At 71.8% G+C, this 26,621-nt stretch carries 21 protein-coding genes; 14 read left to right on the forward strand and 7 right to left on the reverse strand.

Features of this window, described 5'->3' with window-relative positions; genetic code table 11:
- Positions 1 to 7 precede the first annotated feature (7 nt).
- Genes ACU610_RS01565 through ACU610_RS01585 form a run of 5 tightly spaced genes read right to left on the reverse strand, consistent with a single transcriptional unit; the run spans position 8 to position 5,121 of the window.
- Entirely contained in the window at positions 8 to 862 is an 855-nt protein-coding gene (locus tag ACU610_RS01565; protein WP_446765969.1) for an SDR family NAD(P)-dependent oxidoreductase, read from the reverse strand.
- 22 nt (positions 863 to 884) lie between these two features.
- Complete coding sequence (locus ACU610_RS01570; protein WP_446765970.1) at positions 885 to 1,739, reverse strand: HpcH/HpaI aldolase/citrate lyase family protein; 855 nt, start codon at positions 1,737 to 1,739, stop codon at positions 885 to 887.
- Complete coding sequence (locus ACU610_RS01575) at positions 1,736 to 2,518, reverse strand: SDR family NAD(P)-dependent oxidoreductase (protein ID WP_446765971.1); 783 nt, start codon at positions 2,516 to 2,518, stop codon at positions 1,736 to 1,738. Before ACU610_RS01575 ends, ACU610_RS01570 begins: the two co-directional genes overlap by 4 nt.
- 12 nt (positions 2,519 to 2,530) lie before the next feature.
- Positions 2,531 to 3,730 carry an FAD-dependent oxidoreductase gene (locus ACU610_RS01580; RefSeq protein WP_446765972.1) on the reverse strand — a complete coding sequence of 400 codons (1,200 nt, stop codon included), beginning with the start codon at positions 3,728 to 3,730 and terminating at the stop codon, positions 2,531 to 2,533.
- 8 nt (positions 3,731 to 3,738) lie between these two features.
- Positions 3,739 to 5,121, reverse strand: a complete 1,383-nt coding sequence (locus ACU610_RS01585; RefSeq protein WP_446765973.1) for an MmgE/PrpD family protein — start codon at positions 5,119 to 5,121, stop codon at positions 3,739 to 3,741.
- A gap of 407 nt (positions 5,122 to 5,528) precedes the next feature.
- Between ACU610_RS01585 and ACU610_RS01590 the strand changes: the two genes are divergently transcribed.
- The 5 genes from ACU610_RS01590 to ACU610_RS01610 all read left to right on the forward strand — a co-directional run bounded on the left by ACU610_RS01590 (position 5,529) and on the right by ACU610_RS01610 (position 13,130).
- The gene (locus tag ACU610_RS01590) at positions 5,529 to 5,942 is read left to right on the forward strand and encodes a nuclear transport factor 2 family protein (protein WP_446765974.1); all 414 of its coding nucleotides are present in this window, start codon (positions 5,529 to 5,531) and stop codon (positions 5,940 to 5,942) included.
- Positions 5,943 to 6,006: 64 nt separating this feature from the next.
- The gene (locus tag ACU610_RS01595; RefSeq protein ID WP_446765975.1) at positions 6,007 to 7,332 is read left to right on the forward strand and encodes a cytochrome P450; all 1,326 of its coding nucleotides are present in this window, start codon (positions 6,007 to 6,009) and stop codon (positions 7,330 to 7,332) included.
- A 37-nt stretch (positions 7,333 to 7,369) separates the two neighbouring features.
- The gene (locus ACU610_RS01600) at positions 7,370 to 8,368 is read left to right on the forward strand and encodes an SDR family NAD(P)-dependent oxidoreductase (protein WP_446765976.1); all 999 of its coding nucleotides are present in this window, start codon (positions 7,370 to 7,372) and stop codon (positions 8,366 to 8,368) included.
- A gap of 251 nt (positions 8,369 to 8,619) precedes the next feature.
- Complete coding sequence (locus ACU610_RS01605; RefSeq protein ID WP_446765977.1) at positions 8,620 to 11,028, forward strand: hydantoinase B/oxoprolinase family protein; 2,409 nt, start codon at positions 8,620 to 8,622, stop codon at positions 11,026 to 11,028.
- Positions 11,025 to 13,130: a hydantoinase/oxoprolinase family protein gene (locus ACU610_RS01610; protein WP_446765978.1), complete on the forward strand. Its 2,106-nt coding sequence runs from the start codon at positions 11,025 to 11,027 to the stop codon at positions 13,128 to 13,130. The genes ACU610_RS01605 and ACU610_RS01610 overlap by 4 nt, the downstream gene beginning before the upstream one ends.
- 77 nt (positions 13,131 to 13,207) lie before the next feature.
- On the opposite strand, the gene ACU610_RS01615 is transcribed toward ACU610_RS01610, so the two are convergent.
- Entirely contained in the window at positions 13,208 to 14,020 is an 813-nt protein-coding gene (locus tag ACU610_RS01615) for an IclR family transcriptional regulator domain-containing protein (RefSeq protein ID WP_446765979.1), read from the reverse strand.
- Positions 14,021 to 14,257: 237 nt separating this feature from the next.
- Here ACU610_RS01615 and ACU610_RS01620 point away from each other — a divergent pair, with 237 nt between their 5' ends.
- The 3 genes from ACU610_RS01620 to ACU610_RS01630 all read left to right on the forward strand — a co-directional run bounded on the left by ACU610_RS01620 (position 14,258) and on the right by ACU610_RS01630 (position 17,368).
- The gene (locus ACU610_RS01620) at positions 14,258 to 14,797 is read left to right on the forward strand and encodes a MaoC family dehydratase (RefSeq protein WP_446765980.1); all 540 of its coding nucleotides are present in this window, start codon (positions 14,258 to 14,260) and stop codon (positions 14,795 to 14,797) included.
- 96 nt (positions 14,798 to 14,893) lie between these two features.
- Positions 14,894 to 16,204 (forward strand): CaiB/BaiF CoA transferase family protein, encoded by a 1,311-nt coding sequence (locus ACU610_RS01625; RefSeq protein WP_446765981.1) that lies wholly within the window; start codon positions 14,894 to 14,896, stop codon positions 16,202 to 16,204.
- Between the two features lie 3 nt (positions 16,205 to 16,207).
- Positions 16,208 to 17,368: an acyl-CoA dehydrogenase family protein gene (locus tag ACU610_RS01630; RefSeq protein WP_446765982.1), complete on the forward strand. Its 1,161-nt coding sequence runs from the start codon at positions 16,208 to 16,210 to the stop codon at positions 17,366 to 17,368.
- A gap of 482 nt (positions 17,369 to 17,850) precedes the next feature.
- Here ACU610_RS01630 and ACU610_RS01635 read toward each other — a convergent pair whose 3' ends face one another.
- Positions 17,851 to 18,663 carry an IclR family transcriptional regulator domain-containing protein gene (locus ACU610_RS01635; RefSeq protein WP_446765983.1) on the reverse strand — a complete coding sequence of 271 codons (813 nt, stop codon included), beginning with the start codon at positions 18,661 to 18,663 and terminating at the stop codon, positions 17,851 to 17,853.
- 656 nt (positions 18,664 to 19,319) lie between these two features.
- Here ACU610_RS01635 and ACU610_RS01640 point away from each other — a divergent pair.
- The 6 genes from ACU610_RS01640 to ACU610_RS01665 all read left to right on the forward strand — a co-directional run bounded on the left by ACU610_RS01640 (position 19,320) and on the right by ACU610_RS01665 (position 26,563).
- A complete protein-coding gene (locus ACU610_RS01640) occupies positions 19,320 to 20,888 on the forward strand; it encodes an FAD-binding oxidoreductase (RefSeq protein WP_446765984.1) in 1,569 nt (522 codons plus the stop codon).
- 146 nt (positions 20,889 to 21,034) lie between these two features.
- Positions 21,035 to 22,810 (forward strand): FAD-dependent oxidoreductase, encoded by a 1,776-nt coding sequence (locus ACU610_RS01645; protein ID WP_446765985.1) that lies wholly within the window; start codon positions 21,035 to 21,037, stop codon positions 22,808 to 22,810.
- Positions 22,807 to 23,754, forward strand: coding sequence for an intradiol ring-cleavage dioxygenase (locus tag ACU610_RS01650; protein WP_446765986.1), 948 nt, complete (start codon positions 22,807 to 22,809; stop codon positions 23,752 to 23,754). The genes ACU610_RS01645 and ACU610_RS01650 overlap by 4 nt, the downstream gene beginning before the upstream one ends.
- Complete coding sequence (locus tag ACU610_RS01655; protein WP_446765987.1) at positions 23,751 to 24,827, forward strand: maleylacetate reductase; 1,077 nt, start codon at positions 23,751 to 23,753, stop codon at positions 24,825 to 24,827. The genes ACU610_RS01650 and ACU610_RS01655 overlap by 4 nt, the downstream gene beginning before the upstream one ends.
- A 44-nt stretch (positions 24,828 to 24,871) precedes the next feature.
- Positions 24,872 to 25,444 (forward strand): DoxX family protein, encoded by a 573-nt coding sequence (locus tag ACU610_RS01660; RefSeq protein ID WP_446765988.1) that lies wholly within the window; start codon positions 24,872 to 24,874, stop codon positions 25,442 to 25,444.
- Positions 25,445 to 25,618: 174 nt separating this feature from the next.
- On the forward strand, positions 25,619 to 26,563 hold the full coding sequence (locus ACU610_RS01665) for a sulfotransferase domain-containing protein (RefSeq protein WP_446765989.1): 945 nt from the start codon (positions 25,619 to 25,621) through the stop codon (positions 26,561 to 26,563).
- Positions 26,564 to 26,621: the final 58 nt, after the last annotated feature.

The following is a 26,621-nucleotide window of genomic DNA, read 5'->3' on the forward strand; positions in this document are numbered from 1 at the left end:
CGGCGGGTCACTGCGCGCCCGAGGGCTTGCGCACCGCCAGCGGCTCGCCGGTCTCCATCGCGCGCAGGCGGGCCCGAAGCGCTGCGAGGCTCTCCTCCGGGTGGGTGAGGATGAAGAACCGGTCGTGCAGGATCGCCTCGACGACCTGGTCCGCAGTGACCGAGGGGTCCAGCGCGTTGCCCTCCATCGCGCCGCGGATCATGTCCAGGACCCTGCGTCGCTCAGGGGACTCGGAGATGGTGGTCCCCTCCGGCCGGTTCCGCTCGGCGTCGGGCATGCGGGACTTCGTCATGCCGGGCACCAGGAGCGACACCCCGATCGGCTCGCCGGCGCTGCGCAACTCGATCGCCAGGTTCTCCGACAGGGAGAGGATGGCGAACTTCGAGACCGAGTACGGCCCGAACGTCGGGAGGCCGGTGGCGAACGCCGATGTCGAGGCGGTGTTGACGATGTGCCCCTCGCCCTGCTCCCGCAGCAGCGGCAGGAACGTGCGGCAGCCGTAGAGAACCCCCCAGAAGTTGACCCGCAGCACCCATTCCCAGGTCGCGAGCGGGATGTCCAGGAACGGTGCGCCGCTCTCGACCCCGGCGTTGTTGCAGACGATGTGGACGCCGCCGAAGCGGTCGAGGGTGGCCTGGGCCAGCGCCTCGACGTCCTCGAGTCGGGAGACGTCGGTGCGCACGCCGTGCACCTGCGCGCCGTCCGCACCCAGGGCGGCGACCGCCTCCTGCAGCGGCCGCTCCTCGATGTCGGCGATCACGACCTTCATCCCCTCGGCGGTGAACCGCTGGGCGAGCGCGAAGCCGATGCCGCTGGCGCCGCCGGTGACGACCGCCACGCGGTTCCGGAATTCCTTGATCACACCGTTCCTCCTGGTGTCCGGGTCAGCTGCGCGAGAGCGCGACCGTGCGCCGTGCGGCTCGGGCCACGGCCTCGTCGACCATGCGACCGTCCTGGTCGACGTACGCCCCGGAGCCGGCGGCGATCGCCGCGTCGTACGCCGTGAGCAGCGCCGTTGCCCGGGCGACCGCCTCGGGGCTCGGGGTGAAGACCGCGTGGACGGTCGGCAGCTGCGCCGGGTGGATGCAGGCCCGGCCGACGAAGCCCTGGCGCGCCGCTCGTTCGGTGGACGCGGCGAAGACCTCCTCGTTCCGCACCACCGTCGACACCGGGGCGACCGGAGGGTGGATGCCGGCCTCGCTGCTCGCGAAGACGACCCAGGACCGTGCCCAGGCCGTCTCGGCCTCGTCCGCCCCGGGCTGGGTGCCGGTGGACGCGCAGAGGTCGTACTCGCCCAGATGGAGCCGGAGGACGCGCGGGAGCGCTGCGATGACGCGAGCGTCCAGCACGGCGCCGGGTGTCTCGAGCAGCGGGCTCAGCCGCCAGTCCAGGCGGCGCCGGTCCAGCTCGGTGGCGAGGGTCTGCAGGTCGGCCACGGTCGCCTTGGCCGGCACCAGCCCGGTCACCCCGGCTGCGCCGGCCAAGGCGTCGAGGTCGGTGAGCCCCTCCGCGCCGGCGTTGACCCGGATCCACAGCTCACGGCTGGTGCCCACGCGCTCGGCTGCGGTCGCGGCCAGCCACTCGGCGACGTCCAGCCGTGCTGACGGCTTCGCGGCCACGGGTACCGCGTCCTCGAGGTCGACGATGACGGCGTCCGCGTCGCTGGCCCAGGCCTTGCCGAGCCGTGTGCCGGCGTTGCCGGGCACGTAGAGGTGGGACCGGGGGAGCGGGGCGTTCACTCGGCCCCGTGCCCGGTCACGGTGTCCCCGGCCGCGGGAAAGGGGCCGACGAGCAGGCGCGTCCCGCCGTGCGAGGTCTGGCCGCCGTCGACGACGATCTCCGCGCCGGTGATCCAGCTGGCGTCGTCACTGAGCAGGAAGGCCACCAGGGGTGCGACGTCGGTGACCTCGCCGACCCGTCCGAGCGGGATCTGCGCCAGTGAGGCGAGCCGGAAGCTCTCCGGGTTCTGCCGCACCAACGGAGTGTCGATGTAGCCGGGGAAGACGGTGTTCACGCGCACCGCGCGGTCGCCCAGCTCGTTCGCGGCCAGTGCGGAGAGGCCGCGGAGCCCCCACTTGCTGACGGTGTACGCCGTCGTGCGCATGCCGGTCAGGCCGGCGACCGAGCTGACGTTGACCACCGAGCCACCGTCGGTCATCAGTGGCACGAGGGCCTGCATGGCCAGCAACGGCGCGGTCAGGTTGACGGCCAGGGCCCGGTCCCACTGCTCGGCCGAGACCTCGAGCAGCCGCTGGCGCGCACCGATGGCGGCGTTGTTCACCAGGCCGTGCACGCGGCCGTGGGTCTCCGCGAGGCTGCCGGCGAGCTCGGCCCAGGTGTGCGGGTCGCTGACGTCGGCCTCCCGGCAGAGCGCCGCGACCGACCTGGCCTCGTCCCCGAGTTCCAGGTCGACCGCGATCGGCACGCCGCCCTCCGCAGCGACCTTGTGCAGCTCCGCCAGCCCCTGGCCCCGGCCGGCGCCGGTGATGACGACGACCTTGTCCTGCAGGGTGGCCACGGCGCGTCCCCCTCAGACCGTCGCGACCGGCTGCACCAGCGGTGCCGTCTCCAGCTGCTTGGTGAACATGAAGTTGGTGCGCTGGGCGTCCTCGTCGGCGGCCATCGCCCGCAACTTCGACAGCTCGGCTTCCAGCCGGACGGGGTCGCTGGTGTGGTAGAGGAGCTGCTTGTTGGCGCTGGCGCGCGGTGAGGCGATCTCCAGGAAGGTGCGCCGACGCTCCTCGGCATAGCGGTCGAGCACCGACTCGTCCGCGGTCCCCTTGACGACCGCGGCGAGGGCGTCGTAGAGGACGAAGGTGTCGAAGAGCCCCGAGGTCAGGCCCAGACCGCCGGTCGGGTTGGTGGCGTGGGCGGCGTCACCGGCGAGCAGGACCCGTCCCGCGCGCATGCTGGAGGCGGCGCGCTGGTGCATGCGGTAGGGGCGGTAGGCGTCGAGCTCGTAACCCTCGTCGCCCGGCAGCAGCTTCTCGTACCACTGGGGGATGCGGTCGCCCATCTGGTCCTCGGGCGTGTCCGGGTGCTCGGCATAGGTGACCCGCCACAGACCGGTGTTGTCGATCTTGGCGATGATCGCGCCGTAGGTCGGGTCGATCTGCAGCGTGGACCGCGCGTAGCCGTGCGCCTCGAAGTCGTAGCGGACGTTGGTGGCGACGAAGACCTCCGGCCAGGTCATCCCCTCGAACGCCAGCCCCTGGGACTTGCGCACCGTGCTGCTGGCACCGTCGGCTCCGACCAGGTAGGAGGCGCGGAGCTGCTCGGTGCCCTGGGCGCCCTCGGCGGTGACCGTGACGCCGTCGTCGTCCTGGGTGATGCCGGTGACCCTCGTGCCGAACCTGACGGAGGCGTTGTCGAACCTGCCGAGCTCCTGCAGCGCGATGTCGGCGAGCTTGTGCTGGCCCATGTGCAGGTTGTAGGGGTGCGGGACGAGCCCCTCGAGCACGCCGACGCTCAGGTCGATCTTCTCGCCGGTCGCGTAGACGTACCAGGAGTAGTCCTGCTTGGTGAACCCGACCCGCTTGGCGGCCTCCAGCAGGCCCAGCCGCTCGATGCCCTCCAGGACCGACCAGTGGTAGACCATCGCCCGCGGCGCCTGACCGATGGCCGGCTCGGCGTCGAGCAGCGTGACGCTCAGCCCGGTCCGGGCCAGGCCCAGGGCGTTGAGGACGCCGACCGGACCGGCGCCCACGATGACGACGTCGCTGTGCTGCACGGGGCAACTCACTTTCGCTCGGTCGCCGAGGCGAGGACGTCGAGGTAGGAGACGTCGCGCAGCCCGGCCAGCTGGAGCGTCGACCGCTCGAGGGTCGCCACGTGCTCGGACGGGAGGCCGTACCCGGCGTTCGTGCGGAACTTCGTCAGGACGTCGTCGGTGCTCAAGGGGTTCTCCGCACCGCCTCGCTGGTAGCGGAACTCGTGCTCGAGGACCCGGCCGTCGACCGTCTCGACGCGGACGCCCCCGCCGAAGGAGTCGGGTTTCGCGCTGTACTGCCGCAGTTCGTAGCCGATCCGCGGCGTGAGCGCGGCCACCTCCGGGTCGGCGATGGCGTCCTCCGTGAAGGAGCCGACGTCGAGCCTGCCGGTGACCAGGCGGGTGGCCAGGCAGTAGGGCAGGCTGAACTTGGCGTCGTAGGCCGTGCGGGGGTGCACCTTGTCGGCGACGGGCTCGCTGACCAGCGCGACTCCGGTCTCGGTGGTGAACCCCACGATCGACGTGACCTCGTCTGCTCGCAGGGGGTTCGCGGCGAGCACCTCGGCCAGCGCGTCGACCGCGGCGTGGGTGTAGTGACAGGCCGGGTAGGGCTTGTAGGCGATCTCGTCGGTGACCCAGTGGTTGCCCAGGTCGCCCACCTGGTTGCCCAGGTCGCTGTCCGCACCGTGCACGTAGGTTGCGTAGTAGCCGCGCGCGCCCTCGAAGACGGTCGCGGGTCCGGTCGCCCCGTGTGCCGCGAGCGCCGCGGCCGTCAGTCCGGAGCGCGCCGCCCAGCCCGCGTGCAGCCGCTTGGTCTCGGACCCGTCGGAGAGGAACTCCAGCAGCCCCGATGCCATGCTCCCGGCGATCCCGAGCGCATTGGCCGTCTGGACGGCGTCCAGGCCACGGGCGCGGGATGCCGCTGCGGTGGCCCCGAAGACGCCGCACACCCCGGTCGGGTGGAAGCCGCGGGCGTGGAACGTGCCGCCCGCCGCGTTGCCGACACGGATCGAGACCTCGTTGCCGGCGACGATCCCAGCCAGCAGGTCGGCACCGGTCGCGCCAGCCACGCGCGCGGCGACGATGGCGGCCGGGACGACGCCGGCGCTGACGTGCACCACTGAGTTGGGGTGGGTGTCGTCGAAGTCCAGCGCGTGGCACAGCGTGCCGGTGACGAACGCAGCGTCGGCCGGAGTGAGGTCCGTGGCACCGATCGCGGTGGCCGTGCCGTGTCCGCCGATCTCGCGCACGGCGCCCAGGGTGTACGACGCCTCCCCAAAGGCGTACGCCGCGACGCCGCAGCCGAGGGCGTCCAGCGCGTGCAGCTGCGCGTGCTGCACGGTGGCCTCGGGGATCTGCTCGATCTTCAGCTGTGCGACGAAGTCGCTGAGTCGCTCGGATTGCGTGCCCACACCGGCTCCGTTCGCTAGCCGCCCAGTTGTGCTGTCAACGTATACCGGGCGCCGGGGCGTTGCAACGGTCACAGCAAGACCCTGGGCGGCCGCGGGTTCGTGACCCGTCGCCGACCGCCCACGGATGCACCTCCGGTGCGACAGGAGGTGCCCGCTCCACGCGGGAGCAGCGCGCGTCGCGGACCCTTGACCGAGTGGTGTCGCCCACATAATGTGCGCTGAGCGAAGAGTTGTTCCATCAGCGACCAGAGCGCGCGGGCATCGTGACCGCCCGCAGCGGCCGTGGTCCCCGTCCACGGTGGTGCCGGGGACGTCTCGGGTGCATGCCGTCGGTTCTTGGCCGGGTTCGGCTCGTCGAGCGTCGTCGCACCACCCGGACGAGACCACGAGTGAGGAGTACGTCAGTGATGGCCGGTGGCAACGAGGAGACGGTCCGCGCCTTGATCGAGGCCCTCAACCAGAAGGACTGGAACCGCTTCGGCGAGCTGCTGCACCCCGACCTGACCTACGAGCTGCAGAGCTACCACCTGCCCGGTGCCGCCCCGATGGACAAGGCGACCACCCTGGCCGCGCTGCCGGGTCTGGTGGCCACGGTGTTCGACGCCGACAGCCCGCAGTTGGAGGTCACCCACGTGGTGGCCCAGGGCGACTGGGTCGTGGCCGAGGTGCGTGGCAGCGGCAGGTTCCACGAGGGAACGGAGTACGAGAACCGCTACGTGCACGTGTACGAGGTCGTCGACGGGCTGGTCCGGACCGATCGCGAGTACATGGACACCCAGCACATGGCAATGCTGTTCGAACGCGTCATGCCGGCGTCCTGATGAGCCCGGACGACCGGCCGCAGCGACGTCCACCGACCCAGCCGAGCGAGACGAGGAGCGACCGATGACCGACACCCAGGCAGCCGCAGGGGCAGAGCCTGAACTGAGGATCACCCACGACGGCCCCGGCGGTTGCCCGGTGCTGCACGGCTTCGAGCCCCTCGAGCCCGCCCAGATCGCGGACCCGTCCGCGGTGATGGCGTTCTCCCGCCGCGAGGCGCCGGTCTTCTTCAACCCCCAGCTCGGGGCATACATCGTGACCAGGCACGCGGACGTCGCGAAGGTCTTCATGGACCAGGAGACCTTCGCGCAGATCCCCTTCATCAACCGGCCGATGCCCGACGAGCTCCGGGAGCTGCTCCCGGACGGGTTCGCCACCGACGCCATCGCCCCGTTCCAGAACTCGACCACCCACCCGCGGGTGCGGAAGCTCGCGCAGGTGCCGTTCATGCGCCGGAACGCCCTCGGCGCGACCGACCTGTGCCGCCGGGTCGCGGACGAGACCATCGCCGAGTTCCAGGCGTCCGGTGAGGCGGACCTCATCCCCGCCTACGCGCGCAAGATCCCCATGCGGCTGATGCTCTCCATCCTCGGGATCGACAGGGCCCACGAGGACGACCTGCACCGGTGGGTCGCGGAGTGCATGCGGGTGTTCGGCGACCCGACCGTCACCGATGCCGAGCTGGTCGAGCTCGGCCGGGAGCAGGCGGAGTTCCGCCGCTTTGCGCTCGACATGATCGACGACCGGCGCCGGAACCCGAGGGGTCAGGGGGACTTCCTCACCGACCTCATCACCGCGACGGTCGACGGTGAGCAGGCCCTCACCGACACCGAGGTCTTCGGTGTCGTGCTGCTGTCCATCATCGCCGGTGGCGACACCACGGTGAACCTCATCGCGCAGATGGTCATGCGGATGCTCGACGACGGGGGCGCGCTGTGGCGCGAGGCCGATGCCGACCGCACGATGCTCGACACGATGATCGAGGAGGAGCTCCGGCACGACCACGTCGGCCGGATGACCTACCGCCGAGTGGTCCCCGACACGGAGCTCGACGGCGTCGCCATCCCGAAGGACTCGCTGCTGGCCGTGCACGTGTGGTCCACCGGGCGCGACGAGTCGGTGTGGGAGCGCGCCGAGGAGTACGACCCGCGCCGTCGCGACGCCCTCAGGCACCTGGGCTTCGGCAAGGGGAGCCACTCCTGCATGGGGGCCATGCTGGCCCGGGTCGAGACCCGGCAGGCCATCGAGGCCCTGCTCGACCAGCTGCCGAACGCCCGGAGAGTCCCGGGGCACGAGGTCCAGCGCATGTGGGGCACAGCGGTCCAGAGCGTCCTCAGCGGGCTGGTGGTCGCGTGGGACGTTCCGGTACCGGCCGGCGCGAACGGCTGACACCGGGCTCGGAACCCGGACCGGACGAGGAGAAGACGTGAGCGGAGTTCTGCAGGGCAAGGTGGCCATCGTGACCGGGGCCGGGCGCGGCCTGGGGCGGACCCACGCCCTGGCCCTGGCCCGGGCCGGGGCCGCCGTCGTGGTGAACGACATCGGTGTCAGCATGGACGGCGCCGGGCGCGACACCCAGCTCGCCGCGTCCGTCGTGGCGGAGATCGAGGCAGCCGGCGGGCAGGCGGTCCAGGACGCGACCGACGTCTCGGACTGGGACGGGGCCAAGGGCGTCGTGGAGACCGCGCTGTCCGCCTTCGGGCGTCTGGACATCGTCGTCAACAACGCGGGCATCAGCCGGTTCGCCCCGATCGACCAGGAGACCGGCGAGGACTGGAACAGGGTCATCGGCATCAACCTGACCGGGACCGCGGCGGTCACGCACTGGGCCGCCGCGCACTGGCGTCAGGCCGGCGCCGAGGCCGGACGGGCCATCGTCAACACCAGCTCCCCGGCCGGGACCAACCCGATGCCCGGTACCCCTGCCTACTGCGTCTCGAAGGCCGGCGTGCTCGCGCTGACCTTCACCTCCGCCGGGGACCTCGCCGAGCTGGGCGTCCGGGTCAACGCGATCGCCCCCATCGCGCGGACCCGGCTCACCGAGGCCGTGCCGATGTTCGCGGACGTCGTGGCACCCGTGCACGAGGGCTTCGACCGCATCGCCCCCGAGCACGTGTCCGCGGTGGTCACCTACCTGGCCTCGCCGGCGTGCTCGTTCACCGGTCGGGTCTTCGGCGTGGAGGGTGACGACCTGTTCGTGTTCAGCGGCTTCAGCGCCAGCACGCACCTGAACAACGACGGCGAGCAGTGGACGATCGAGAGCCTGTCCGCCGCGCTGTCCGACGTCGACCGGAACGACCGCGGCTACGCCATCGCGCCCTCCACCCGGTACGTCCAGCCCCAGCCCGGGGACGCCGTCCTCGAGGCGCTCGCCGCCGTCGAACGTGGCGAGGCCCTGCCCGCACCCACCCCCGCCGGCGCCTGAGCGCCGCCCCATGCCGACGAGATCGTCGTCGTGGAGGACCGGCACGAGCGGGGCCTGCTCGCTCCCCACCGCGAGGACGACCGGCTCGTCGGCACGCTGACGGTCGACCGGCCGACGGAGATCACGAAGTACCGCCACTGATCGCCCGGCGGGCGTCGTGGGAGGAGGCCGTGGAGTACGCGGGCTCGTCGGTCCCACGGAGCCTCGACCACACTTCCTGACCGAGCGCGACCTGCGACGAGGACACCGACATGACGGAACTCCTGAGCGCCTTCCGCTACGCGACCGACGACGGCGTCGTCCGCAACCCCCAGGCCGACTTCGACCGGCTCGGGGACGGGCCGTGGGACGGGCTCCGCCGGTCCTACATCCCGCGCCCCGAGCTGACCATCGATCCCGCGCTCGCACTGCACACCGAGGCCGACCTCGACGTCGACCCGATCACCTACCAGGTGCTCCGGTCGCGGATGTGGCACCAGAACCTCGAGCACGGCGACATCATCCAGCGGACCACCGGCTCCGCCCCGGTCATCTACTCGAAGGACTTCGCCACGGCGTTGCTCACCGAGGACGGGGAAGCGGTGGTCGTCAGCCCGACCATCCAGTTCTTCTCGACCCTGGCCGATCTGGTCGTCAAGTGGACGCTGGAGAACCGCAGTGAGTCGCCCGGGATCGCCGAGGGAGACGTCTTCCTGCAGAACAGCCCCTACGTGGCGGCAGGCCAGCAGCCGGACACCGCGGTCTTCGGCCCGGTGTTCGTCGACGGGAAGCTCTTCGCCTGGGTCTACAACGCCCTGCACATGGGCGACCTCGGGGGAGTGGATCCCGGCGGGTGGGCGGTGCACGCACGAGACATGTACGAGGACGGCGCCGCCACGCCGCCCGTGAAGATCGTGGATGCCGGGACGCTCCGCTCCGACGTCCTGGACCTCTGGGTGCACCACGGTCGGGACCCCGAGACGCTGCGTCTCAACGTCAAGAGCGGGATCGCCGGCGTGCGCGCGATGGTCGCCCGTGTGGCCGGGCTGGTGGAGGAGCGCGGCGCTGCCACGGTCAAGGGCGTGATGCGCAAGATGATCGCGGAGGCCTCCCGTGTGGTCGGCGACCGGCTCGAGAGGATCCCCGACGGGACGTGGTCGCGCCGCCTCTATGTCACGGGGGCGCTCGGCGTCGACCGCGAGAGCCACCAGGAGGTCTTCACCCTCACCAAGCGGGGCCGGCACGTCATCTGCAGCAACGAGGGCACCTCGCCGCAGTCGGGACCGGGGAACTCGACGTACTCGGTACTGCGCTCCGCGGCGGTTTCCGCGCTCGCCGCCGCCCTGGCCTGGGACCAGCAAGGCTGTTTCGCCGGCATCGCGGACCACGTCCTCATGCAGCCGACGTTCGGGACCCGCAACTGCGCCAACCCGCCGGCCGCCACCTCGGCACTGCACAGCGTGTTCGTGACGATGAACCTGGCCGGGCTGTGCGCGAGCTCCATGGTCCTCGCCGCGCCACCGGAGCTCCGTCAGCGCGCGACGGCGTCCGGGGGCCTCTCGGTCGCCATGGCCGACATCGGCTTCGGGCTCAATCCCGACTTCTCCCTGGTGGCGCCGCCGGCCTCGACGCACGGGGCGCTCCTCGCCGGTGCGATCGGAGCCTTCCCCCACAAGGACGGGGTCGACTCGGCAGGGTCCTGGTTCATGCTCGGCACCTCCGCCGGCAACGTGGAGTCCAGCGAGCAGGAGGGCGTGGGCCTGGTCCTGTACCGGCGCGAGGTCCAGGACAGCGGCGGGCCCGGCCGCTGGCGTGGAGGCAACGGGGTCGGCGCGGCGTGGGTGCCGCACCCGCAGTCGTTCATGAGCAATGCGCAGATGGTGTTCGTGGAGCCCAGCGCCAACCTCGCCAGCGGCCTGGCAGGTGGGTACTTCGCGCTCGCCGGCAACTTCTTCCGGACGACGGGGGGCGCCGTCGGTCAGGCGATGGCCGCCGGCCGTCTCCCTGGTGACCGCGAGCAGATCCGGGCCGAGATCGACGCGTTCGAGCGGCTGCACCCCCAGGCCACGCTGATGCCTCTCCCACAGGGTGACGCGGTCCTGATCGAGTACAACGGCGGTGGGGGATACGGCGATCCGCTGCTGCGGGAACCCGAGCGGGTGGCGCGCGACGTCGCCGGAGGGCGCACCAGCGTCGAGGCCGCGCGCCGGTTCTACGGCGTCGTGGTCGACGCGGCCGGCTCGCTCGATACGGCGGCAACCGATCGCCGCAGAGCCGAGATCAGGTCGGAGCGGCTGGCCGGTGCCACGGTGCCGCCGCGCGAGGTGCCGGTGGGCGACGTCGTGCCCGTCCTCACGGGCGCGGCAGGAGGCATCGACCTCTCGTCCGTCGAGGGCGCGTTCTGCTGGACCTGCTCGGACTGTAGGGCCTGGCTCGCACCGGCCGAGGCCCCCTACCTGTCAGGGGCGGCGAGCAGCCAGCGGCCGCCGCACGAGGTGGACGGCCGGATGTACGTGGACCCGGCCCTGTTCGGGGACGACACCATCTTGCTGCGCCAGTACTTCTGCCCCTCGTGCGCCGGGCTCCTCGGTCAGGACTTCTGCCGGGCCGAGGATCCGCCGCGCGACGACGTCCGCATCGACCTCACGACGCTCTCGACCGCCCAGGAGGGTCACGCATGACCGCGACGCAGTCCGCCGACGATCAGGACCTCGTGATCGGCGTCGACATCGGGGGCACCTTCACCGACTGCGCGATCGTCCTCCCCGACGGGACCGCGCGGCCCGGCAAGTCGCCCACGACCCCGGACAACCGCGCGCGTGGGTTCTTCGACTCCATCGAGGACGCCGCGACGGGGCTCGGTCTGTCGCTCGACGACGCGCTCGCCCGGTGCCGGCTCCTGGTCCACGGCACCACGACGGGCACGAACGCCCTCATCGAGCGCCGCGGTGCCAAGGTCGGCCTGATCACCACGTCGGGCCACGGTGACGTCACCCTCATCATGAAGGCCGAAGGCCGGCTGGCCGGCGTCGACGGCGCGCACATCTGGGACCTCCCGCGGAGCGACAAGCCGGAGCCCGTCGTGCCCCGCGCCCTGATCCGGGAGGTGGACGAGCGGATCGACTACCTCGGCGAGGTGGTGGTGCCGCTCAACGAATCCCAGGTCGCCGCCGCCGCCGACGAGCTGGTGGCCGCTGGCGTCGAGGCCATCGCCGTCAGCTTCCTGTGGTCGGTCCGCAACAGCGCCCACGAGGACAGGGCCGTCCAGCTGATCAGCGACCGTCATCCACAGATCTTCGTCACCGCGGCCAGCTCCGTGTCCTCCTTCGTGGGGGAGTACGAGCGGACCATGACCGGCGTCGTCAATGCCTACATCGGCCCGCTGATGAAGGACTACGTGCAGCGGATCGAGCAGGAGGCCGGGCGGCGCGGCTACGCCGGGCGGATCCTCTACGCCCAGTGCGCCGGCGGTGCCATCACCGAGGCCGAGGCGCAGGTCGCGCCGGTGCGCACGGTGCACTCCGGGCCGGTCAGCGGTCTGCTGGGCAGTGCCCACGTGGCGGCGGCCCTCGGGGAGCCGGACCTCATGGTGGCCGACATGGGCGGCACGTCCTTCGACGTCAGCGTCATCCGCGGGCTCACGCCGGACGTCCGCGACGTCTCGCTGCTGGAGCGCTTCGAGGTGTCGCTGCCGATGGTCTACGTCGACACCGTCGGCGCCGGCGGGGGCAGCATCGCCTGGCTCGACGCGGCCGGGGGGCTGCAGGTCGGGCCGCACTCGGCCGGGGCGATGCCGGGGCCGGCGTGCTACGGCAACGGGGGCACCGAGGCGACCGTGACCGATGCCGACGTCGTCCTCGGCGTCATCGACCCCGACAACTTCCTGCACGGGCGGCGCAAGCTCGACGTCGCGGCGGCCGAGCGGGCGGTCGGAGCGCTCGGGGACCGGCTGGGCCTGTCGCTCGAAGAGACCGCGGCGGGCATCAACCAGATCATCGACGCCAAGATGGCCGACCTGCTGCGGCGGATGAGCATCCTCCGCGGTTTCGACCCGCGCGAGTACACGGTCTTCGCCTACGGCGGAGGCGGCCCGGTGCACGTCGGCGCCGTGGCTCGTGGGGTCGGGGTACGGAAGGTGATCGTGCCGATGCTGCACATGGCCTCGGCATGGTCGGCCTACGGTGCCACGGTGGCCGACGTCATCCACGTCGTCCAGCGCTGGGAGCAGCACCGGATGCCGGTCGACCCGGACCGCATGAACACGGTCCTGGCCGATCTCGAGGAGCAGGCGCGCGGCATCCTCGCCACCGAGGGCTTCGAGGGCGGCCAAGTGGCGATCGACCGGTCGGTGCGGATGAAGTACACCACCCAGCTGCACACCATCGAGGTGCCCATCTCGGGGGAGCCGCTCGACGAGGTGGCCGTCGAGGGCATCGGGACGGACTTCGCCCGGCTCTACGACGACCTGCACGGTGAGGGCTCCGGTCACCTGGCCGGCGGGGTGAGCCTGACCGGTTTCGTACTCCGGGCGCGCGGGATCGTGGACCGTCCGGGGATCGCCCGGGCGCCCAGTGCCACCGACGTCGAGCGGACCTCCCGGCCGGTCTACTGGGCCGAGGAGCGGGCCCGCGTGGAGACGCCGGTGCTGCGTGTCTCCGGTGGGCGGCTCGAGGGTCGGCTCGACGGGCCGATGCTGGTCGAGCTGCCGGACACGGTCGTCGTCATCCGCCCGGGGCAGTGGGTCACCTGCGACGAGTACGGCAACCTGGTGCTCAGGGTGTAGCGGGCTGGCGCACGGTGACGGACGGGTGGTGGTCGAGCGGAGCTGCCGGCCCCGTGAGTCCGGTCAGCAGCCGTCGGTCACAGGACGGTCCTGCGTGCGTCGGAGAGGGAGAGCGCGGCGGAGATCGTCTCGGCGGCCTCGCGCAGCGGGGGGAGGCACTCGCGGCGGAGATGGGTGAGCGTCGTCCGGGCCGCGTTCGAGGAGACGCTGAGGGCAGCGCCGGTCCGGTGGTCGCGCCCGGTGACGGGGACCGAGATGGCGCGCAGGCCGATCTCCAGCTCCTGGTCGACCAGGCAGTAGCCCTGGTCGCGGACCTCGGCGAGCGCGGCCCGGAACCGGTCGGGGTCGGTGATCGTGCGCGGCGTGTACTGCCGCAGGGGCCGGCCGGCGAGGTACTCGTCCAGTGCCGCGTCGTCGAGGGCGGCCAGCAGCACCCGGCCGGCGGCCGTGGTGGAGGCCGGGAGGCGACTGCCCACGCCGCCACCGATGGTCATCACCCGCTGCGGGTGGACCCGGGCGACGTAGACGATGTCGGGCAGGTCGAGCGTCGACATGGAGCAGGACTCGTTGAGCCGCTTGACCAGGTCGGCGAGCACGGGGCGGGCGATCTCGTCCACCCCCAGGGAGGCGACGTAGTTCCAGCCCACGTTGAGCACCTTGGGCGTGAGCGAGAACTCCCGGCCGTCGGACTTCAGATAGCCGAGGGAGCGCAGGGTCAGCAGGATCCGCCGGGCCGCCGCGCGGGTCATGCCGGTCAGCTCCGCGACCTCGCTCAGCGTCATCGCCGGATGGGTGCTGTCGAAGCACTCCAGCACGGCCACGGCCCGCTCGAGCTGCTCGAGTCGCTCGCCACCGTCCGGCGCCTGGCGTTGACGGGAGGCAGTGTCCATGGCCAGAGCCTAGCGGCGTGTTCGGTGAGCGAACACGGTTCGGCCGCGGAGTCGTGCGGTGGCCGCCTGGGACAGCGGCGTGCCGCGCGGGTGCCGACCGCGCCACGTCCCGAGCGGGACGGTCCGACCTTGACCCCCCCTTGCTACGGGACTAACCTCAGCGCACGAATGTACGGTCAGCGAACTTCGGTGTCCTTGCGCGGACCCGTCGCCGCAGAAGAGGAGAACGGTTCCCGCATGACGCAGCACGCTGACGTGACCCCGACCGTCCGACCCGGGTGGGAGGGACGCTTCTACGAGGACTTCCAGCCGGGGGACGTCTACCAGCACCCGCTGGGGCGCACCGTCTCCGAGGCGGACAACACATGGTTCACGTTGCTGACCATGAACACCAACCAGTCGCACTTCAACGCCGAGGTCGGCAAGGCGTCGGAGTTCGGCCGCCCGCTCGTCGTCTCCACACTGACCATCGCGATCGCCATCGGGCAGTCGGTCACCGACACCACCCAGAACGCGTTCGCCAACCTGGGGCTCGACGGTCTGGTCCTCACCCATCCCGTGTTCGCCGGCGACACGCTCTTCTCCGAGTCGCTGGTGCTCCAGAAGCGGGAGTCGGGCAGCCGCCCCCGAGCGGGCATCGTCACCATCAAGACGCGCACGCTGAACCAGCACGGCGACGAGGTGCTGTCCTTCCGCCGGACCTTCTACGTCCACAAGAGGGGTGCCGAGGCCGCGCGGAGCGTCTTCCCGCGCGGGAAGAAGCCGCTGACCGCCTGAGCCGGAGCGGCTGTAGCCCACACGCCGCCTGCCGTGGTCGCACCAACCTGTTGTCCGTGAAGCGAAGTCCAGTCAATCGAGAGGAGCGCGGTGGCCGTGACCCGACCGACCGACGCGGAGGAGGCACCCGCGACACGACGCCCGAGGCCGCTGGAGGGCGTGCGCATCGTGTCCCTGGAGCAGTACGGCGCCGGTCCGTGGGGCACGCTGCACCTGGCCGACCTGGGCGCCGAGGTCATCAAGATCGAGGACCCGGCGTCCGGCGGGGACGTCGGCCGGTACGTGCCCCCGTACGGCGAGGGCGAGGACTCGCTCTTCTACGAGGCGCTGAACCGCAACAAGTCCAGTGTGTCCCTCGACCTGCGCTCACCCGCCGGGCGTGCCGTCTTCGAGGACCTGGTGCGCGGCAGCGACGCGGTGTTCTCCAACCTCCGCGGTGACGTCCCGGCGAAGATGGGCATCCGGTACGAGGACCTCAAGCACCTCAACCCCGCGATCGTCTGCTGCTCGCTGAGCGGCTTCGGCATGACCGGGCCGCGAGCCGACGGCCCCGGCTACGACTACATGCTGCAGGGTCTGGCGGGGTGGATGGACCTCACCGGTGAGCCCGGGGGGCCGCCGACCAAGACCGGGCTGTCGCTCGTGGACTGGACCGGTGGTTACGTGGCCGCACTGTCCCTGGTGGTGGGGGTGCACGCGGCCCGGCGGGACGGCGTCGGCCTGGACTGCGACGTCAGCCTCTTCGACACGGCCGTCACGATGCTGAACTACCCCGCGGCGTGGCACCTCAACGCCGGCTACGTCCCCGCGCGGACGCGGCACTCCGCGCACCCGTCGCTGGTCCCCTTCGGGAACTTCCAGGCAGCCGACGGCTGGCTGGTCGTGGCCTGTCCCAAAGAGAAGTTCTGGCGGCTCCTGATCGATGCGCTCGAGCTGCCCGAGGTCGCCGCGGACCCGCGGTTCAGCGACTTCGGCGGGCGGCAGCGGCACCGCGAGGCGCTGCTGCCGCTGCTCGAGGACAGGTTCCGCCAGCGGCCGGTCGACGAGTGGCTCCAGCTGCTCGGCGCGGCCGGCGTCCCGGTCGCCCCGATCAACTCCGTCGCCGACGCCCTGGCCGACGAGCACACCGCTGCCCGCGGTCTGGTGGTGGAGACCGAGCACCCGCGGTTCGGCCGGGTCCGCACGCTGGCCTCACCGGTACGGGTCGGCGACCCGGCCGCCCTCACGTACCGCCGGGGACCTGCCCGCAACGAGGACGCCGACCGCGTCCTGCGTGCCGTCGCCGGCTACGACGAACAGCGGATCCGCGCCCTCGCCTCGGCCGGGGCCTTCGGGGATCTGGACCCCGACCTGGACGGGCGCCCGGCGCCCGCGCACACCCCGACCACCGACGTCCCCGTGGAGTGACAGATGGACTTCGAACTGACCGACGACCAGCAGCAGTTCCGCAGTGTCCTCCGGGACTTCGTCGACAAGGAGGTCATCCCGGTCGCCCGCGAGTACGAGCAGGCCGGGCGGTACCCGACGGAGATCGTCGAGGGGCTCAAGGAGATGGGTCTGTTCGGGATCACCGTCCCGGAGGAGTACGGCGGGCTCGACCTGGACCCGGTGGCCTTCGCGATCGTGTTCGAGGAGCTGGCGCGTGGCTGGATGGGCGTCGCCGGCGTCCTGGGGAGCCACTCGCTGTCCTGCCGGCTGATCGCCATGCACGGGACCGAGGAGCAGAAGGCCAGGTACCTGCCCGACCTCGCGACCGGGAAGCGCCGCACCGGTCTGGGGCTCACCGAGCCCGACGCCGGGACCGACGTCCAGGGGATCAGGACCGTCGCCCGCAAGACCGACGGCGGGTACGTCGTCGACGGCACCAAGACCTGGATCACCAACGCCCGGTTCGCCGATCCGCTGCCGGTGATGGTCAAGACCGACCCCACCGCCACCCCGGCGCACAAGGGCATGAGCGTGCTGCTGGTGGAGCAGGGCACGCCCGGCTACTCGGTGCTCAAGGACATCCCCAAGGTCGGGTACAAGGGGCCGGAGTCCTGCGAGGTGCTGCTCGACGGGGCGCAGGTGCCGGCGGAGAACCTCCTCGGCGGCGTCGAGGGGCGCGGCATGCAGCAGGTGTTGTCCGCCTTGGAGTGGGGGCGGGTCAACATCGCCGCCCGGTCGGTCGGCGTCGCGCAGCGCGCCTATGACGAGGCGCTGCGCTACTCCCAGGAGCGCAAAGCGTTCGGGCAGGAGATCGCCCAGTTCCAGGCCATCCAGCTGAAGCTGGCGCAGATGGCCACCAACGTCCAAGCCGCCCGGTTGATGGCGTACTGGGCGGCGAGCCGGCTGACCCTCGGCCGGGCCGACGGTCCGACCGGGATGGCCAAGATCTTCTGCTCCGACGTCGCGCTCGAGGCGGCCATCGACTCGATGAAGGTGCACGGCGGCTACGGCTACTCCTCCGAGTACGAGATCGAGCGCCTCTATCGCGACGCTCCGCTGATGAGCATCGGGGAAGGCACCAACGACGTGCTGCGCACCGTGGTGGCCAAGTCGCTCCTCAGCGGCACGACCGTCGTCGGCTGACGGCACGCTCGCCCCCGTCGGTCCCCGGTCCACCCGGGACCGACGGGGTCGGGGCCGACCCGGTCCGATCGACGACGTCGGAGTGGAGTGGGCCGCTGTGCTCCCATGCGCAGGGGCTGGGTGGCCTGCCCGAGGACGCCGGCAGGACTGGTGTCCGACCCGGCGGACCCACCACCCCGGTCCTCTCCTCCGGCGGCCCGGGTGTCCCCATCTCCGCTTCGGCAACGGCGTCCACACGGGCGCCGGACACTGGGCGGCACGGATTGCGGTCGGGGGGATCGCGGTGCCGATGCTGTACTGCGCGCTCCCGGGGCTACGGACGGACACCCGCCGGGCCGGTGAACCGGTCCGGATGGCTGTCCCGCGGCCTGACGGACGCGCCGGTGACGGGGGAGGCCGCACGGCGGCTGTGTGAGCACCTGCCTGTTCGTCGGCGGCCGCCGCGTAGCTGTCCGACTCCTGGATGGGTCAGCGTGCCTCGGTCAGATGATGGTGCTGCGTGCGTCGGAGAGGGAGAGCGCGGCGGAGATCTGGGACGCGGCCTCGCGCAGCGGGGGGAGGCACTCACGGCGGAAGTGGGCGGGTGTCATCCGGGCGGCACTCGAAGAGACGCTCACGGCAGCGCTGGTCCGGCCGTCACGGCCGGTGACGGGGACCGAGAGGGCCAGCAGGCCGATCTCCAGCTCCTGGTCGACCAGGCAGTAGCCCTGGTCGCGGACCTCGGCGAGCGCGGCCCGGAACCGGTCGGGGTCGGTGATCGTGCGCGGCGTGTACTGCCGCAGGGGCCGGCCGGCGAGGTACTCGTCCAGTGCCGCGTCGTCGAGGGTGGCCAGCAGCACCCGGCCGGCGGCCGTGGTGGAGGCCGGGAGGCGACTGCCCACGCCGCCACCCATGGTCATCACCCGCTGCGGGTGGACCCGGGCGACGTAGACGACGTTGGGCAGGTCGAGCGTCGACATGGAGCAGGACTCGTTGAGCCGCTTGACCAGGTCGGCGAGCACGGGGCGGGCGATCTCGTCCACCCCCAGGGAGGCGAAGTAGTTCCAGCCCACGTTGAGCACCTTGGGCGTGAGCGAGAACTCCCGGCCGTCGGACTTCAGGAAGCCGAGGGAGCGCAGGGTCAGCAGGATCCGCCGGGCCGCCGCGCGGGTCATGCCGGTCAGCTCCGCGACCTCGCTCAGCGTCATCGCGGGGTGGTCGCCGTCGAAGGACTCGAGCACCGCCATCGCGCGTTCGAGCTGCTCGAGACGCTCGCCTCCGTCCGAGGAGCTTCGAGGGGGAGGTGCAGGGTCCATGGCCCGAGCCTAGCAATGCGTTCGGTCAGCGAACAGGAATGCCGTCGACGTCACTCACCCGGAGCGGGGGCCGGCCACGCCGGCCTGCTCGTGGAGCTACAGGTGCGCAACACGTCCAGCGCATCGCCGTGACCGGCGTCCGCGTCGGCGATCACCGGGACGCAGCCGAGACGATCCGCCGCACGTCGTCGCTCTCGCTACCGGGGAGCCCGACGTCGGGTCGCCCGATGAGCAAGGCCGTGGTCCTGAACCCGGTCACGTGCACGGCGTCGAAGCCGGCCTGTTCCCCCAGGCGCGCTCAGGGCGTCATGGGTACCGGGCGCGGTGATGGGCTCAGGCGCGGCCAGGAGCTGAGGCAGGCGTGGCCTCCCAGTGGGCCGGGACCCTGCGCTTCGCCACGCCGTCTCGCCCTCCCTCGTGCATCCGACGCTGAGCGGCGCGGTCCCGCGCACGAGGACCCTCGGCTCCCAAGCCGCCCCGACCACCAGTGAGCGGCCCTCCGGCCCGAGCGAGCGGGTCGGCGCAGCGACCGCCTCGGCTGCCCGACGTCGGCTAGCACATTGCCGCCCACGGACCGGACAGAATCCGCCAGTCAGCACCGACGGCAGCCTCGCGGTGCCAACCTCGACGGCACACCACCGGAAACGAGGTCAACAATGACTGCGCTCGAGCCTGCCCGGGTCACCTTGCCGACGGAGCTCGTGTCCCGGCTGCAGGAGCTGCTCGGTACCGAGGCCGTCCTGCTCGAGGACGAGCAGGTGCAGGAGTTCCAGGACCCCTACTGGATCCCGGGCGATTCCACGTACCGCGGCTCGGCCGTGGTGCTGCCCGCGAGCACCGAGCAGGTGCAGGCGGTCGTGCGCCTGGCGAACGAGTACGACGTGGCGCTCTCGACGAGCTCACAGGGACGCAACAACGGCTACGGCGGCGCCTCGCCCCGGGTCGGGGGTTCGCTCCAGTTGAGCCTGCGGCGGATGGACCGGGTGCTGGAGATCGACGACGAGCTCGCCTATGCCGTGGTGGAGCCCGGCGTCCGCTGGCTCGACCTGCACGAGGCGCTCGAAGCCGGCGGACACCGGCTGCGCCTGTCCGTGCCGGACATCGGCTGGGGCAGCCTGGTCGGCAACTCCCTGGACAACGGCGTCACGTACATGGCCAACGGCCAGGACTTCTCCGCCGCGTGCGGTATGGAGGTCGTGCTGCCCGACGGTGAGCTGCTGCGGACCGGCCTCGGGGCGCAGCCGGGGAACCCGGCGTGGCACGTCTACAAGCGTGGCGTGGGACCGGTGCTGGACCCGCTGTTCATGCAGTCCAACCTGGGCATCGTGACCAAGATGGGCGTCTGGCTCCAGCCGACCCCCGAGGCGTACCAGACCCTCTCGCTCAACATCGAGCACGACACCGATCTGGGCGCTGCGGTCGACGCCGTCCGCGACCTGATGCTGGCCGGCCTCGTGCGTGGCGTTCCCTGCTTCTACGGCGCTCCGTTGAACGGCACCATCATCAAGGACCTGCCGATGCAGCCGGGCACCGCCTGGACCGACGAGCAGCTCGACGACCACGGGCGGGAGACCGGTCTCGGCCGCTGGTCGGTGCGCATCGCCCTGTGGGACGACCCTGACGTCATGGCGGTCAAGCGGGCCAAGATCCTCCAGGTCTGGTCACGCATCCCGGGCTCGTCGGTCTACGAGGGTCCCGTCTACACCCCCGATCAGTACGGCGAGATCACCAACCAGACCGAGAAGGTGCAGATCGGCATCCCGCACCTGGACCTGCTGGAGCTGTTCCCGCCCTTCGTCGGGCACGTCGAGGTCTCCCCGGTGGCACCCATGAAGGGCGACGTCGTCACCGAGGTGGTCGACATCATCCGGACCACGCTGGTCTCCAACGGCTTCCTGGCGCAGATCGGGATCCTGGCGATCAGCGCCCGGTCGGCGGCGGTGGTGACGGGCATCAACTTCGACAAGACGAACGAGGACATGACGAAGGCCGCCCTGTCGGTGGCGCACAACCTGATCAACGAGCTGGGCGAGCAGGGCTACGTGCCCTACCGCACCCACCTGCACTTCATGGACGACGTCGCCGGCCATCTGTCGTTCAACGACGGCGCCTACCACCGGTTCCTGGGCAAGATCAAGGACGCGGTCGACCCACGCGGCATCCTCTCGCCCGGGCGCTACGGCGTCTGGGGGAGCCAGGGGACCGAGAGGGGCAACGACCGCTGACCCGTGTCCACGGAGGCAGCTCCGCCTCCGCGGTCCGGAAGGTCCCCGATCGGCTCACCGCAGGAGCGACAGAAGTCACTGTCTGCAGGGCCGCCCAGCCCCACGGTCGGGATCAGACGGAACTCGAGCGACAAGGAGAGCCACCCATGGCAGACCTCGACACCGACGTCCTCGTCGTCGGCAGTGGACCGGCGGGCTCCGCCGCCGCGCTGGCCCTGGCGACCTACGGCGTGCAGACGACGGTCATCACGAAGTACGGCCGCCTGGCCGACACCCCCCGGGCGCACATCACGAACCAGCGCACGATGGAAGCGCTGCGCGACCTCGGCGTCGAGGAGGAGGTGATGGCCGAGGCCGTGCCGCAGGAGCTGATGGGCAACCTCGTCTACTGCACTTCGATCGCCGGTGAGGAGCTGGGCCGCCTGCACAGCTGGGGGACCCGTCCCGACCGGTTCGCCGACTACTCGGCGGCCAGCCCCTCGCGCATGTGCGACATGCCGCAGGACCTGATGGAGCCGGTGCTGCTGCACAACGCCCAGTCCCGTGGCGCGAAGGTGCGCTTCGACACCGAGTACCTCTGGATGCAGCAGGACGACGAGGGCGTCACGGTGCACGTGCGCGACCGGCTGCGCGGCGACGAGTACGACATCCGGGCCCGGTACGTCATCGGCGCCGACGGTGGGCGCAGTCAGGTCGCCGACGACATCGGCCTACCGCTGCAGGGGCAGATGGGCGTCGGCGGCAGCATCAACATCGTCTTCGAGGCCGACCTGTCCCACCTGGTCGCCGACCGCCCGTCAGTCCTCTACTGGGTGCTGCAGCCCGGTGCCGACGTCGGCGGCATCGGTGCCGGCCTGGTGCGGATGGTCCGGCCCTGGCACAAGTGGCTGATCGTCTGGGGCTACGACATCAACGGCCCGGCACCGGACCTGACCGAGGAGTACGCGCTCTCCATCGTGCGCAAGCTCGTCGGCGACGACTCGGTGAAGGTCACGATCACGTCCAGCTCGGCGTGGACGGTCAACCACCTGTCCGCCGAGCGGTACTCGACCGGCCGGGTCTTCTGCGCCGGCGACGCCGTCCACCGGCACCCGCCGTCGAACGGCCTGGGGTCCAACACCTCCATCCAGGACTCCTACAACCTGGCCTGGAAGCTCGCCGCCGTCCTCAAGGGCCAGGCCGGTCCGGGGCTGCTGGACACCTACTCGGCCGAGCGCGCGCCGGTGGGCAGGCAGATCGTCGACCGGGCCAACCAGAGCATCGCGGACACGTCGCGGATCTTCGACGCCCTCGGTCTGCTGAACACCACCGACCCCGAGCGGATGGTCGAGCACATGGCCGCCCGCAAGGACGCCACGCCGGAGGCGGAGAAGCAGCGGGCCGCGCTGCGCGAGGCGATCGCGTTCAAGGACTACGAGTTCAACTGCCACGGCGTGGAGATGGACCAGCGCTACGAGTCCTCCGCGGTGGTACCCGACGGCACCCCTCCGGAGCAGCCGGTCCGGGACCCGGAGCTGTACTCCCACACCTCGTCGCGGCCCGGTGCGAAGCTGCCGCACGCCTGGCTGACCACCGACCACCGACGCCAGGTCTCCACCCTGGACCTGGGGGGGCGCGGCCGGTTCACGGTGTTCACCGGCATCGGCGGCGACAGCTGGACGCGCGCGGCCTCGGTGGTGGGGGAGCGGCTGGGCATCGACGTCGCCGCCGTCGTCATCGGCCCCGGCCGGGAGTACGACGACCTGTACGGCGACTGGGCACGGGTCCGCGGCATCGACGACGGCGGTGTACTGCTCACCCGCCCGGACAACTACGTCGCCTTCCGGCAGACCGGCGCCGCAACGGAAACCGAGGCCGAGGCGGCGCTGGAGAGCGCCCTGCGGACCGTGCTGGACCGCAACGGCGAGGAGGCACAGGCATGAGCGACCGGGAGCTGTTCAGCGAGGAGCGGTCGGCCGAGGTGGTCGCGGGGAGCTTCGCCGACACCCCGGACCCGCGGCTGCGGCAGGTGATGACCTCCCTGGTCCACCACCTGCACGCCTTCGTCAAGGACGTGGAGCTGAGCGAGGAGGAGTGGGGGTTCGCGATCGACTTCCTGACTCGCACCGGGCACATGAGCAACGAGGTGCGGCAGGAGTTCATCCTGCTCTCCGACGTCCTCGGTGTGTCGATGCTGGTGGAGACGATCAACCACCGGACCGGCGGCACCTCGACCGAGTCGACGGTGCTGGGCCCGTTCCACATGGTCGAGTCCCCGGTACGGGAGCTCGGCGCGGACATCGCGCTCGACGGCAAGGGCACCCCCTGCCTGGTGTCGGGCCAGGTGACCGGCCCGGACGGCGAGCCGCTGGCCGGCGCATCGGTGGACGTGTGGCAGACCAACGAGGACGGCTTCTACGACGTCCAGCAGCCCGGCATCCAGCCGCCGGGCAACCTGCGCGGCATGTTCACCGCCGATGAGGACGGGCGCTTCTGGTTCCGGTCGGTGGTGCCGCGGTACTACCCGATCCCCGACGACGGGCCGGTCGGCCAGCTGCTGTCGTCCACCGGCCGGCACCCCAACCGGCCGGCGCACCTGCACTTCATCGTCGCGGCTCCGGGCTATCGGCCGGTGACCACGCACGTCTTCGTCGCCGACAGCCCCTACTTGGACTCCGACGCGGTGTTCGGCGTCAAGGAGAGCCTGATCCGGGACGTGGCCGAGGTCGACGACCCGGCCCGGGCCGCGGACCTCGGGCTGCCCAACCCCTTCCGGACGCTCACGTTCGACCTCTCCCTGCTGCGCGCCGACCAGGCACCGCCGGCCGCCCAGCCGGCGCAGGCGCAGCCGACCGTGGTGCGCGGAGCTCCCGGAGCGCCGTCGTGATCCGGCCGTTCACCTACTCCGCGCTGCCCATGCGCGTGGTGTTCGGCCCTGGCTCCCTGGCCGGGCTGCCGGACGAGGTCGCGGCACTGGGGCTGACCCGCGTCCTGGTCCTGTGCTCACCCGAGCAGGAGGCGACCGGCAAGGAGGTCGCCGCCGCGCTGGGTGACCGAGCTGCCGGCGTCCTGGCCGAGGCCCGCATGCACGTACCGGTCGAGGTGGCCACCCGGGCCCGGGACCTCGCCCGCGAGCTCGGCGCCGACGGCTGCGTCGCCGTCGGCGGCGGCTCGGCGGTCGGCCTGGGCAAGGCCATCGCGCTGGAGCACGGCCTGCCGGTGATCGCCGTCCCGACGACCTACGCCGGCTCGGAGATGACCCCGGTGTGGGGGCTGACCGAAGGCGGCGCCAAGCGCACCGGCCGCGACCTCCGCGTCCTGCCCAAGAGCGTCGTCTACGACCCGGAGCTGACGCTGAGCCTCCCGGCGCAGCTGTCGGCCACCAGCGGGATGAATGCGATCGCCCACGCCGTCGAGGGGCTCTACGCCCCCGACGCGACCCCGATCGTCTCGTTGATGGCCGAGGAGGGCACCCGGGCGCTGGCCGCCGCCCTGCCCCGGGTGGTCGCCGACGGATCCGACGTCGACGCCCGCGGCGAGGCGCAGTACGGCGCCTGGCTGTGCGGCGCGGTGCTGGCAGCGACGACGATGTCGCTGCACCACAAGCTCTGCCACACCCTCGGCGGCACGCTCGACCTCCCGCACGCCCAGACCCACACCGTCGTCCTGCCGCACGCACTGGCCTACAACCAGCCCGCCGCCCCCGACGCGGTCGCCGCCCTGTCCCGCGCGCTCGGCGGCGTCGCCGACCCCGCCCGGGAGCTGTGGGAGCTGGCCGGCCGGCTCGGCGCACCGCGGTCCTTGGCCGAGCTCGGCATGCAGGAGGACGACATCCCGCGCATCGTGGAGCTCGCGGTCGCCAACCCCTACGCGAACCCGCGGCCGGTGACACAGGAGGGCGTCACCGCACTGCTCGAGGCGGCCTGGTCCGGCCGGTCGCCCGGCAGCCCCGGCTCCTGACACAGCCGCGGCACGGTCACCCCACTGAAATCCGAGGAGAAGACATGAGCATCGGACGTCTGGGAGCACGCCTCCTGATCGGCGGGCTGTTCATCGGCCACGGCACACAGAAGCTCTTCGGCTGGTTCGGCGGCCCGGGACGCGCCGGCACCGAGGGCATGATGGAGGCGCTGGAGATGCGGCCGGCGAAGGTGCACGCCACGCTCGCCGGGGTCACCGAGACCGCCGGCGGCGCGCTGCTGGCCGCCGGGTTGGCCACGCCGCTCGCGGCGTCCGCGCTCACCGGTGTGATGACCACCGCCATCCGCAAGGTGCACCTGCCCAACGGCCCGTGGGCGGCCAACGGCGGGTGGGAGTACAACGCCGTCCTGATCGGTGCGGTGACGGCGCTGGCCGAGACCGGAGCCGGTGACCTCTCCTTGGACAGTGTGCTGGGCATCGAGCGGAAGGGGCCGGCCGTGGCAGTCGCCGCGCTGGCCGCCGGGGTGGCCACGTCCTTCCTCACCATGGCGGTCGCGCGCCGCGGCCGCCCGGGCGTCACCTCTGCTGCCGGCCCGTCCGCCGTGCCCGCTCCGCCGGAGGACACCGCGGGGGACCCCACGACGGCCGGGGCCTAGTGCTGCGGCAGATCCCGTCCGCCCAGGAGTGAGCCGGTGCCCAACGGCCATGCAGAAGACGGTGTGGCCACGGCGCGCGAACGGCTACGGCAGGCCATCGGCCGCGGCCGCTCCGTCCGGTTGATCGCCGGCGGTCGGCCCGCCTCGAACCGGCGCGGGCCGCACGGTGAGGTGGTGCCCTCCCCACGAGCGCAGGCCGTGGCTCGCGGCGTCAGCCCTGTCCTGCGGGTGGTCGAGCGCCTCGGACTGTGGGTGCGGCTGCTCTCCGTCCTCGGTCGGTTCGGCCCGCGACCGGCCGACTTCGGCGAGTACCTGCCCGGGGAGCACGACGTCGTAGTCGCCACCTACGAGAAGAGCGGCACCAACTGGATGCTGCAGATCGTCCACCAGGTCGCGACCGTCGGGCTCGGCCGGTTCGACCACATCCACGACGTGGCGCCGTGGCCGGACGCTCCCGGCAGCCAGACCTCCGTCGCGGTCCCGCTGGAGGAGCCCACCTGGCGCGAGGCTCCCACCGGGTTGCGCCCGGTGAAGACCCACCTGCCTCGTGAGGCGGCGCCGTTGACCGACGCCGCGCGCTATGTCGTGGTGATCCGCGACCCCAAGGACGTGGTGGTCTCCAGTTACCACTTCGTCCGCGGCATCGCGCTGGGGCCGCTGATGCCCAGCGTGAGCACGTGGGTGGAGCTGTTCCTCAGCGAACAGGGGTTCGCCCCCTCCGGAGGGCCGTGGCCGGAGCACGTCGCCGGTTGGTGGGCCGAGCGCCAGCGGCCCAACGTCCTGGCCCTGCGCTACGAGGAGCTCGTGGCCGACCTGCCCGGCGGCATCGGCCAGGTCGCGGACCTGATGGGTGTCGACCTCGACCCTCAAGCCTTGGAGCGGGTCAGGTCGCACTGCACCTTCGAGGCCATGCGTGCGGTGGGCGAGCGCTTCGACCTCGGCCCGTTCACCCCCCTCGGCTCACAGCAGACCCGCATGGTCCGCCGCGGCGCGGCCGGCGGGTCGGCCGAGTTGCTCACCGCTGAGCAGCGCCGCCGCATCGATGACCACTGCGAGTCGGCGCTGCACCGGCTGGGCTCGGACTTCCCCTACGCGGAGGTCTACCGAGCCGAGTGGTGACCGAGGCCGACCGCTGCAGTTCGACGCGGTCCCCGCGCGCGGGGACCCGCCGCCCAGG

It is taken from the genome of Geodermatophilus sp. URMC 61 (assembly GCF_052931555.1).

Coding starts and splice junctions, on each gene's coding strand:
- ACU610_RS01590 (WP_446765974.1), top strand. CDS start 5,529: ATGGCCGGTGGCAACGAGGAGACGGTCCGCGCCTTGATCGAGGCCCTC.
- ACU610_RS01595 (WP_446765975.1), top strand. CDS start 6,007: ATGACCGACACCCAGGCAGCCGCAGGGGCAGAGCCTGAACTGAGGATC.
- ACU610_RS01605 (WP_446765977.1), top strand. CDS start 8,620: ATGACGGAACTCCTGAGCGCCTTCCGCTACGCGACCGACGACGGCGTC.
- ACU610_RS01610 (WP_446765978.1), top strand. CDS start 11,025: ATGACCGCGACGCAGTCCGCCGACGATCAGGACCTCGTGATCGGCGTC.
- ACU610_RS01615 (WP_446765979.1), bottom strand. CDS start 14,020: ATGGACACTGCCTCCCGTCAACGCCAGGCGCCGGACGGTGGCGAGCGA.
- ACU610_RS01620 (WP_446765980.1), top strand. CDS start 14,258: ATGACGCAGCACGCTGACGTGACCCCGACCGTCCGACCCGGGTGGGAG.
- ACU610_RS01630 (WP_446765982.1), top strand. CDS start 16,208: ATGGACTTCGAACTGACCGACGACCAGCAGCAGTTCCGCAGTGTCCTC.
- ACU610_RS01635 (WP_446765983.1), bottom strand. CDS start 18,663: ATGGACCCTGCACCTCCCCCTCGAAGCTCCTCGGACGGAGGCGAGCGT.
- ACU610_RS01640 (WP_446765984.1), top strand. CDS start 19,320: ATGACTGCGCTCGAGCCTGCCCGGGTCACCTTGCCGACGGAGCTCGTG.
- ACU610_RS01645 (WP_446765985.1), top strand. CDS start 21,035: ATGGCAGACCTCGACACCGACGTCCTCGTCGTCGGCAGTGGACCGGCG.
- ACU610_RS01650 (WP_446765986.1), top strand. CDS start 22,807: ATGAGCGACCGGGAGCTGTTCAGCGAGGAGCGGTCGGCCGAGGTGGTC.
- ACU610_RS01660 (WP_446765988.1), top strand. CDS start 24,872: ATGAGCATCGGACGTCTGGGAGCACGCCTCCTGATCGGCGGGCTGTTC.